The following is a 10,661-nucleotide window of genomic DNA, read 5'->3' on the forward strand; positions in this document are numbered from 1 at the left end:
CATTCAGACGGTGATCACGATGGCAGGACGACTCGTTCGCCGATCACGACAGATCTGGATGAAACTAACGCGAAGGAGTGGGTACAGTATACTCCTACTGAATGTGTATCAAAAATGGAAAGAGGCAAGATAACAAACAGATGTTCGGGTACTCATATCCATCACTCCCCCCTGTACTTTTTTTGTCTCTTTTTTGGTTTGTATCTCCATAAAAGAGGATTTATCCCGTTTTCAAACATGAAAGTGGTGCAGGGAATCATCAAAAAAAGGGATGTATGGATCATATATCCATAGAACTAACACCAAAATCAAAGTTGATTTCCAACCATCACGGATTCAGGTACATATTTATTGTAGTATATATAGACTGCTTGGGCAACGAACAAGTGTAAAATGGATAATATGATGAAAGAGGGGTCCTAAGTGGACACCCTCTTTTCGTTTAATAAATTGGCGTATTGTCTTTCGATATGTTTTCTAAAATGTCTTTCACACGCGCTAAGAAGCGACCGCAAATTAAGCCGTCTAGGACGCGATGGTCAAGCGACAAGCACAAGTTGACCATGTCGCGAATCGCGATCATGCCGTCTTTCACGACAGGACGTTTGACGATCGATTCGACTTGCAAAATCGCTGCTTGCGGATAGTTAATAATGCCCATCGATTGCACCGATCCGAAAGAGCCAGTGTTATTGACGGTGAATGTACCGCCCTGCATATCTTCTGAACGAAGTTTGCCCGCGCGCACTTTTGCTGCTAATTCCGCGATTTCACGCGCAATGCCTTTAATCGATTTTTCGTCCGCATGTTTAATGACCGGAACGAATAATGCGTCGTCTGTCGCTACCGCAATCGAAATGTTAATGTCTTTTTTCTGCACAATTTTGTCGCCCGCCCACATCGAATTGATTTGCGGGAATTCTTTTAGTGCTTGAGCAACCACTTTGACAAAGAACGCAAAGTATGTTAAGTTAAAGCCTTCGCGCTTTTTAAATTCATCTTTAATGGAATCGCGGTAAGCGACTAAGTTTGTGACATCGACTTCGACCATCGTCCACGCATGCGGTGCTTCATGTTTACTACGAAGCATATTTGTCGCGATTGCTTTTCGGACTGGTGTGACAGGGATTTCGATGTCGCCCGCTTGCACAGGAACGTTCGGTGCTTGTTGTTTTGGTGCCCCTGCTTTTGGTGCGATTTCCTGTTTCGGTACTTCTGCTTGTTGGACCGGCTCGGCGACTTGCTTTGGCGCATCCGCTTTTGGCACGTTACTAGACTCAATGAATTTGAGTAAATCTTTGCGCGTAATGCGACCGCCCATACCTGTTCCTGTCACTTGTGTTAAATCGATGTTATGTTCTTGCGCTAGACGAAGAACAGCTGGCGAATAGCGTCCGCGCTCACCGCCTTGCTTTTTCATCGGTTGTTTATTCGCTTGTTCATTCGTCGGCGGCAATTCGTTTTCCACGCTCATTTGCTTTTCTTCTACTTGTTCTTCTCCTTCGACTTCAATCGTACAAATGACAGCACCAACAGGCAATGTTTCCCCTTCTTTTGCGATAATTTCTTTAATAACACCAGCAAATGAAGATGGGATTTCCGCGTTTACTTTATCTGTCATCACTTCGGCAAGTGGGTCGTATTTATTGACGCGATCGCCAACCGATACGAGCCATTGACTAATCGTTCCTTCCGTTACACTTTCACCAAGCTGTGGCATCGTGATTTTCTCAATCGCCATCGTGACTCCTCCTTAAAACTGCGCCAATTCGCGCATTGCCTTTTCGACTTTATCCGGATTGACCATAAAGAATTTTTCCATCGTTGGCGCATATGGCATAGCCGGAACATCTGGACCAGCAAGTCGCATAATTGGAGCATCTAAATCAAATAAACAATGTTCTGCAATAATGGCAGCGACTTCGCTCATGACGCTTCCTTCTTTATTGTCTTCTGTCACAAGCAGTACTTTTCCTGTTTTGCTTGCTGCTTCAATGATCGCTTCTTTATCAAGCGGATACACAGTACGTAAATCTAAAATGTGAGCAGAAATGCCTTCTTGCGCTAATTTTTCAGCAGCTTGTAATGCGAAATGAACACATAAACCGTACGTAATGACTGTGATGTCTTCTCCTTCACGTTTGACATCCGCTTTACCAATCGGAAGCACATAGTCGTCTGTTGGAACTTCCCCTTTAATGAGACGATATGCGCGCTTATGCTCAAAAAACAGCACCGGATCTTCATCGCGAATGGCCGCTTTTAATAATCCTTTCACATCGTGCGGTGTAGACGGCATGACGATTTTTAATCCCGGTTGATTCGCAAAAATCGCTTCAACAGATTGAGAATGGTATAACGCCCCGTGAACGCCACCGCCGTACGGCGCACGAATGACAATCGGACAATTCCAATCGTTATTTGAACGATAACGAATGCGCGCCGCTTCCGAAATGATTTGGTTTACAGCCGGCATGATAAAATCGGCAAATTGAATTTCAGCAATTGGACGTAATCCGTACATAGCTGCGCCAATGCCGACACCAACGATTGCAGATTCCGCAAGCGGCGTATCGATGACACGCTCTTCGCCAAATTGATCATACAGTCCTTGCGTCGCTTTAAATACGCCACCTTTTTTTCCGACATCTTCCCCAAGTACGAATACGCGTGGGTCACGTTCCATTTCTTCGCGAATCGCCATCGTAACGGCATCGATATATGAAATGACAGGCATGTTTATTCCTCCTCTGCGTATACGTGTTTCAACGCATGCTCTGGTTGTGCATATGGTGCTTTTTCCGCATAGTCCGTCGCTTCGTTCACTTGTTTCATGACGCGATCGAGAATTTCTTTTTCCAACTCATCTGTTAATACGCCTACTTCTTTTAAGTAGTTCGCAAATAAGTAAATTGGATCTTTTGCTTTCGCTTCAGCAATTTCTTCTGGCGTACGATACGCGCGATCATCATCGTCTGATGAATGAGCGGTTAGACGATAAGCGACCGTTTCAATTAACGTTGGCCCTTCGCCGCGCCGCGCACGATCGGCTGCTTCTTTCACGACGCGATACACTTCAAGCGGATCTGTACCATCCACTGTATACCCTGGCATGCCATAGCCGATGGCACGATCTGACACTTTTTCGCATGCTAATTGTTTTTCAATTGGAACAGAGATCGCATATTTATTGTTTTCGCACATAAAAATGACCGGCAGCTTATGAACGCCTGCAAAGTTAGCCCCTTCATGGAAGTCACCTTGGTTCGAAGACCCTTCCCCAAATGTAACGAACGATACGAAATCTTTTTTCTCCATTTTCGCTGCTAAAGCGATCCCAACAGCATGTGGTACTTGTGTTGTAACTGGAGAAGAACCAGTGACAATTCGATTTTTCTTCTTCCCGAAATGCCCAGGCATTTGACGTCCGCCAGAGTTTGGATCTTCCGCTTTTGCAAATGCCGAAAGCATCAATTCAGTCGGTGTCATACCGAACGTTAAGACGACGCCCATGTCGCGGTAATATGGCAATACGTAGTCTTTCGTGCGATCTAAAGCAAACGCTGCTCCTACTTGCGCTGCTTCTTGCCCTTGACAAGAAATGACAAATGGAATTTTACCTGCGCGGTTTAATAGCCACATCCGTTCGTCAATTTTACGCGCTAATACCATTGTTTCATACATTTGCAAAACGGTTTCATCGCTTAAACCGAGTTGTTTATGACGATTTTCCGCCATCATTCATTCCTCCTTTAAAAATGAATCGCTTTTCCGTCGACAGCCAGCGCTGCTTCCATCATCGCTTCTGACAGCGTCGGATGCGGATGAATCGTGTGGGCAATTTCCCACGGTGTTGCATCAAGCACGCGCGCTAATCCAGCTTCGGAAATCATATCTGTGACGTGCGAACCAACCATATGCACACCTAACAGATCGTCTGTTTTTGCATCAGCGATGATTTTTACAAATCCGTCAGCTTCCCCATATACGAGCGCTTTTCCGATCGCTTTAAATGGGAATTTGCCAACTTTCACATCGTATCCTTTCGCTTTCGCCTCTTCTTCTGTTAAACCAACACTCGCTGCTTCCGGACGGCTGTAAATGCATTTTGGTACCATCTCATAATTGAGCGGATGAACGGTATGTCCAGCAAGGTGTTCGACCGCGATGATTCCTTCATGTGAAGCGACATGAGCAAGCTGCAATCCTCCAATTACATCGCCAATCGCATAAATATGTTTCTCTTTCGTTTGATAATACTCGTTCGTTTGAATAAATCCTTTTTCGATGACAATATCAGTATTTTCTAATCCAATGCCTTCAACGTTCGCTTGACGTCCGACAGAAACGAGTATTTTTTCAGCTGTGAACGTTTCATTTTTTCCGTTTATTTCGGCTTGAATAGTTACACCATGTTCAACAACGAGTGTGTCAGGCAATACTTTCGCTTTTGTAACAATGCGTACACCACGTTGTTTTAATATTTTTTCAATTTCTTTGGAGACATCGCGATCTTCTGTTGGCAAAATACGATCTGCGTATTCGACGACCGTTACATCGACACCAAAGTCGTTCAACATCGACGCCCATTCAATTCCGATTACACCACCACCAACGATAATGATAGAAGATGGCAACGTCTCCATACGCAATGCTTCATCTGACGTCATAACGAATTGACCGTCAACGGTTAAGCCAGGCAACGTACGTGGACGGGAACCTGTTGCAATAACAACATACTTCGGCACAAGCATTTCATTTTCCGTTCCATCATTCATCTCAACTGAAATCGTTCCTGGCATCGGTGAAAAAATCGATGGGCCTAAAATGCGTCCTGTCCCTTCATACACATCGATTTTCCCTTTTTTCATCAACATGTGAATGCCTTTATGCAACTGCTCAATGATCGCTTGCTTGCGCGCTTGCACTTTAGCAAAATCTAAACGCACCTCGCTAGCAAGTACACCAAACGTTTCGCTTTCTTTCGTCTGGGCATATACTTCCGCACTTCGTAATAATGCTTTGCTTGGAATACATCCGGCATGCAAACACGTTCCTCCAAGTTTTCCTTTTTCGACAACTGCTGTTTTTAAACCGAGTTGGGCAGCGCGAATCGCAGCGACATATCCGCCCGTTCCGCCCCCAAGTATGACTACATCGTATTCTTTTGCCATCGTTTCATCCCCTTAAACCGTTGTTTTGACCGCTTGTGGATATTGTTTCGCTTCTTCTTCTCCGCGCAATACGCGAAGTGCCCCTTCAGCAAGCGCCTGCAGTTCATTCTCTCCTGGTTGCACGATAACATCGGCAATCCATTGTACGCGATCCGCAATTTCTTTCACAAACTGTTTTCCGTATGCTAAACCGCCCGTTAAAATAATGGCATCAACTTTTCCTGATAATACTGCGCTTGCAGCTCCAATTTCTTTCGCTACTTGATACGCCATCGCACTGTAAATGAGCTTCGCCTTTTCGTCGCCATTTTCAATCATTTTTTCGACTTTCACCGCATCGTTCGTCCCTAAATAGCCAACGAGCCCCCCGCCACCAACGAGCATGCGCATAATTTCCTCACGATAATATTCACCAGAGAAACAGAGAGAAACGAGATCACCCGCTGGCACAGTACCGGCACGTTCAGGGCTAAACGGCCCTTCTCCATCTAGTCCGTTGTTTACATCAACGACACGTCCTTGTTTATGTGCACCAACTGTAATACCCCCGCCCATATGCGCGACGATGAAATTGACTTCCTCATATGTTTTTCCCATTTGTTTGGCGACGCGGCGAGCGACAGCTTTTTGATTGAGTGCATGAAAAATGCTGCGGCGTTCAATAAGTGAAAAACCAGAAATGCGGGCAATTGGATCAAGCTCATCGACGACGACCGGGTCAACAATAAATGCCGGTATATTTAATGCTGAAGCAATTTCGTGCGCTAAAATACCGCCAAGATTGGAAGCGTGCTGGCCTGAGTATCCGCGCTTTAAATCTTGCAGCATCGCCTCATTTACGGCGTACGTCCCACCTTCAATCGGACGGAGCAAGCCACCACGCCCACATACCGCATCAAGTTTCGAAATGTTGATCCCTTCATGATCGAGCGTTTCTAAAATCATCTGTTTTCGGAATTCATATTGGTCGATAATTTTTTTATACGCTCGCAACGCTTCCGTATCATGTCGAATCGTTTTCTCTAAAATGGAGCGCTCGTTATCAAAGACGCCGATTTTCGTTGACGTCGATCCTGGATTAATGACTAAGATGCGAAATGAATGTTCTTGCAATGTTTGACCCTCCATTTTTATCATCGACGAAGCGAGAACGATCCGTCCTCGCTTCGCTACGTGTTTTTAGCGCGTGCGGCGACGGCTTAAAATGTGCTGACCGTTTTGTAAAAATTGGCTGCGTGATTGACGCATTTTTGCAATACGCTCCTCAGCTAAACGATCAGCGGCTTGATATGTCGGAATGCCGTCACGCTTCGCAATTTCAATGACTTTTTCGATGTTGTTGTAAATTTGTTCAACTTTTTTCATTGCGCGTTCGCGGTTATATCCGTATAACTCATCTGCTACGTTAATGACACCGCCAGCATTAATGACATAATCCGGCGCGTAAACGATGCCCATTTCATGAATGATGTCTCCATGTCTTGCTTCGCGTAATTGGTTGTTCGCAGCGCCAGCAATCACTTTTGCCTTTAATTGTGGAATCGTTTGATCGTTAATGATTCCTCCGAGCGCACACGGAGCGAAAATGTCGCAATCTACCCCGTAAATGTCGTTCGGGTCTACTGCTGTTGCGCCAAACTGTTCGACGACGCGTTGCACCGCTTCTTTATTAATATCTGTAACGATGAGCTTTGTTCCTTCTTCATGAAGATGACGACATAAATTGTAAGCCACGTTGCCGACACCTTGTACTGCGACAACTTTTCCTTCAAGCGAATCGCTACCAAACGCCTCTTTTGCCGCCGCTTTCATTCCACGGTAAACACCGTACGCCGTAACCGGAGAAGGATTTCCAGAAGAACCGAACGCTGGTGAAATACCTGTCACGTAATCTGTTTCTTCGTAAATAATGTCCATATCAGCAACTGTTGTACCAACATCTTCTGCCGTAATGTAACGACCATTTAATCCTTGAATGAAGCGACCAAACGCCCGGAACATCGCTTCGTTTTTGTCCTTACGTGGATCCCCGATGATGACCGCTTTTCCACCGCCAAGATTCAAGCCAGCTGCAGCGTTTTTATATGTCATACCACGCGCTAAGCGAAGAGCATCCTCGATGGCCGCATCTTCTGATTCATACATCCACATGCGCGTTCCGCCTAGCGCTGGACCGAGCGTTGTATCATGAATCGCAATGATCGCTTTTAATCCTGACTCTTTATCTTGGCAAAACACTAATTGTTCGTAATCGTACTGCTCCATATATTTAAAAATCTCCATCTTTCGTCCCCCTCGTTATTTGTTCGCTGCACAAATTGCTAGTGCTAATGAATATAACTTACTCTCTGCTGAATCAGCACGAGAAGTTAAGACGATTGGCGCTTTTGCGCCTGCGATAATCGCTCCAACTTGTGCACGGGCAAAGTATACGAGCGATTTATAAAGCACATTTCCTGTTTCAATATTTGGCACAACTAAAATATCAGCCTGTCCTGCCACCGAACTTTGAATGCCTTTATGTTGGGCAGACTCGACGGAAATGGCGTTATCTAAAGCGAGCGGACCATCGACGACGCAGTCTTTCAATTGCCCACGTTGGTTCATTAACGAAAGAGCTGCAGCGTCAATCGTTGCCGGCATCGCCGGATTCACGACTTCAACAGCGGCGAGCAGAGCAACTTTTGGATGACTGATTCCAACTGCTTTCGCCACTTGTACCGCATTCATAATAATTTCTACTTTTTGTTGTAAATCAGGTGCGATATTCATCGCTGCGTCAGTAACAAGAATAGGACGTTCATAATGCGGCACATCAAATAGGGCGACATGCGACAAAACATTGCCTGTACGAAGCCCATACTCTTTGTTTAATACCGCTTTTAAAATTGTTGCCGTCGGTACGTTCCCTTTCATTAGGACGCTCGCTTCTTTTCCATGTACCGCTTTCACGGCCATGTGAGCTGCTTCCTCTTTTGTTGAAGCATGAACGATGCGAATATGATCGCGATGTACATCGTGAACATGCTCGGGAACAAGGCGCGATAAAACAGACTCATCGCCATATAAAACGAATCGTCCGAATCCCGCCTGTAAAGCTTGTGCGACCGCTCTTAACACTTCCGTATCTTCAGCTGCCGCCACAGCTACAGTCGCTTCAGGAAATTGGGTTGCTTTGGTGATCAACGATTGTAGCTTCATCTCATCTGCTCAACCCCTTTATTTTTTCGTCACTTTTTATTATCGCAAAAATCGTGCCAACTTTTTTGGTATTGAAAACGCTTTATTTTATTTATTTTTAACTGCAATTTTTTGCATACTATGAACATTATTGCATGCTTTTTTTGTCAAGTCCATACTTTTCAAGTTTGTAATATAAATTTCGAATCGAAATGCCGAGTTGTTTAGCAGCAGCAGTTTTATTCCCTTGACACGCCCGTAAAACGCTTTCAATCACTTTTGCTTCGTACTGTTCAACTAATTCCGCTAACGGCTTAGACTCATGCGTCCATTCTGGAGACGAAAGATGTTCGTGCTCTTTTGGTTTATGCAATAACGAAATATGTTTTCGTTCAATGAACATTTCATTGTATTTCATAAAAATCATAGCCCGTCCTAACACATTTTCTAACTCTCGTACATTTCCTGGCCAATCGTATGAAAGCAAGTCATTTAGCGCATCATCCGTAATTCCTTCCACATTCCGTCCATAATCTTGATTTAGTTTTTGTATGAGCCGCTCACATAGCGCCGGAATATCTTGTTTGCGCGCACGTAACGGAGGAATGTAAATCGGCATGCGATTTAACCGATAGTATAAGTCTTCACGAAACGTTCCATCGGCAATCGCTTTTTCGAGATGAACATTCGTTGCGGCAATAACACGCACATTAATAGGGATCGGCTTTGTGCCACCAACGCGCACAATTTCTTTTTCTTGCAAAACACGCAACAATTTCGCTTGCATATTGGCAGATAATTCACCTATTTCATCTAAAAAAATACTTCCGTTGTTCGCTTCTTCAAACAATCCTTTTTTTCCCCCGCGTCTTGCCCCTGAAAATGCACCTTCTTCATAACCAAACAACTCACTTTCAAGCAGCGATTCAGAGATGGCAGCGCAGTTCACACGAACGAATTTGTGATATTTTCTATCACTTGCATTATGAATGGCGTGGGCGAACAATTCTTTTCCTGTCCCTGATTCGCCACGAAGCAAAATGGTTGCCGGCGTTTTCGCTGCTAATTTCGCTTGTTCAATCGCTAACATCATCTCCTCTGACGTGCCAACAATGTCATCGAAGGAATATTTCGCTTCCAATGTGCGAATAATTTGGCGCGCACGTTGCAATTCAGAAGTTAGTTGCTCAATTTCTGATACATCATGAATGACGCCAACACTTCCTTTTAACACCCCATCAACAATAATTGGGGCGACGTTGACGACGACATCACGTTTTTTTGGACCGACTTTCATGCGTACACCCCTTACTGGTCGGCGTGTTTTCAACACTTTCATGTGCATGCTTTCCCCTTCGGAAATGTCCGCTGTCGCTGGTTTTCCGATCACTTCTTCTTCTGACAAACCTGTCAGTTTCGTGTACGCCGGATTAATTAAAATGCCGTTACCATGCTCGTCAACGACCGAAATAGCTTCTTCTGAAGAATGAATGATCGCTTCTAACATCGTGCGAATTTCTTTTAAGTTTGTTACCTCTTCTGCTAAATGAACAACTTCTGTAATATCTTTAAATACTGCGAAAGCACCAAATAGTTTTCCGTTTTCATCTATAAGCGGAATACGCGTCGTAATCATTTTTTTTCCATTTTCTAATAACAGTTCTTGGTTTAACTCTACTTCCCTCGTTTGTAATACGCGCGGCAAACCGCTAGCTGGAATGACATGTAAAATATGAGTACCAACCACTTCCTTTTTCGTTTTCCCTATCATTTTTTCTGCGCTCGGATTCACATGCGTCACATAACCGCGTTCGTCAATTACGATCATTCCATCATGCGTCGAGTTAAAAATGAGGTCATGTTTTGTTGTCGCTGTTTTCAACGTAGCGATCAATTGCTCTTTTTCTTCGACGAGCTGTGCAATAATATATGCGATGTCACCTGGAATGACGACCGTATGTGCAGGACTAGCTTGGCGCAGCGCTGTAAACACATGATCGTCTCCTGTTACTTCGACGATGATATCAATATGTTCCGTCAACACATCACGCCAGTTATTGCTCGTTTGAATCCCCATCTCCCGCGCGATACTTATTCCCGGTGCATCATGATTTCGATCCACAACGGCTACAACATCCATCAATTTCGTTTCATGAAACATTTTTAATAGTGCACTTCCACCTTTGCCTGCCCCAACAATTAATACTTTTTTCATTTCCCATCACGAAACTTACGCAAGGAAGCCCCTGCCTTTAGGCACGGGGAGGAATTGCACCTTACGCAAGTTCCGCCACCCCCTTTCCATAA

At 44.6% G+C, this 10,661-nt stretch carries 9 protein-coding genes; 1 reads left to right on the plus strand and 8 read right to left on the minus strand.

What is annotated here, in order from left to right; all coding sequences use genetic code 11:
• Positions 1–294: hypothetical protein (locus tag BM213_RS14805; protein WP_208601920.1), on the plus strand; the 294-nt coding region annotated here is incomplete at its 5' end.
• A gap of 148 nt (positions 295–442) precedes the next feature.
• Here the strand turns inward: BM213_RS14805 and BM213_RS12835 are convergent.
• The 8 genes from BM213_RS12835 to BM213_RS12870 all read right to left on the minus strand — a co-directional run bounded on the left by BM213_RS12835 (position 443) and on the right by BM213_RS12870 (position 10,569).
• Positions 443–1,741, minus strand: a complete 1,299-nt coding sequence (locus tag BM213_RS12835; RefSeq protein WP_091704781.1) for a dihydrolipoamide acetyltransferase family protein — start codon at positions 1,739–1,741, stop codon at positions 443–445.
• A 12-nt stretch (positions 1,742–1,753) separates the two neighbouring features.
• Positions 1,754–2,737, minus strand: coding sequence for an alpha-ketoacid dehydrogenase subunit beta (locus tag BM213_RS12840; RefSeq protein WP_091704783.1), 984 nt, complete (start codon positions 2,735–2,737; stop codon positions 1,754–1,756).
• 2 nt (positions 2,738–2,739) lie between these two features.
• On the minus strand, positions 2,740–3,738 hold the full coding sequence (locus BM213_RS12845; protein ID WP_091704786.1) for a thiamine pyrophosphate-dependent dehydrogenase E1 component subunit alpha: 999 nt from the start codon (positions 3,736–3,738) through the stop codon (positions 2,740–2,742).
• 14 nt (positions 3,739–3,752) lie between these two features.
• On the minus strand, positions 3,753–5,174 hold the full coding sequence (gene lpdA / locus BM213_RS12850; protein WP_091704789.1) for a dihydrolipoyl dehydrogenase: 1,422 nt from the start codon (positions 5,172–5,174) through the stop codon (positions 3,753–3,755).
• 12 nt (positions 5,175–5,186) lie between these two features.
• Positions 5,187–6,287 carry a butyrate kinase gene (gene buk / locus BM213_RS12855; protein ID WP_091704791.1) on the minus strand — a complete coding sequence of 367 codons (1,101 nt, stop codon included), beginning with the start codon at positions 6,285–6,287 and terminating at the stop codon, positions 5,187–5,189.
• A 66-nt stretch (positions 6,288–6,353) separates the two neighbouring features.
• Positions 6,354–7,457 (minus strand): branched-chain amino acid dehydrogenase, encoded by a 1,104-nt coding sequence (bcd, locus tag BM213_RS12860; RefSeq protein WP_091704794.1) that lies wholly within the window; start codon positions 7,455–7,457, stop codon positions 6,354–6,356.
• A 15-nt stretch (positions 7,458–7,472) separates the two neighbouring features.
• A complete protein-coding gene (gene yqiS / locus BM213_RS12865; RefSeq protein WP_091704797.1) occupies positions 7,473–8,375 on the minus strand; it encodes a phosphate butyryltransferase in 903 nt (300 codons plus the stop codon).
• A 127-nt stretch (positions 8,376–8,502) separates the two neighbouring features.
• Positions 8,503–10,569: a sigma 54-interacting transcriptional regulator gene (locus tag BM213_RS12870; protein ID WP_091704799.1), complete on the minus strand. Its 2,067-nt coding sequence runs from the start codon at positions 10,567–10,569 to the stop codon at positions 8,503–8,505.
• Positions 10,570–10,661: the final 92 nt, after the last annotated feature.

This window comes from Anoxybacillus pushchinoensis, assembly GCF_900111795.1.
Taxonomy (GTDB): Bacteria; Bacillota; Bacilli; order Bacillales; family Anoxybacillaceae; genus Anoxybacillus; species Anoxybacillus pushchinoensis.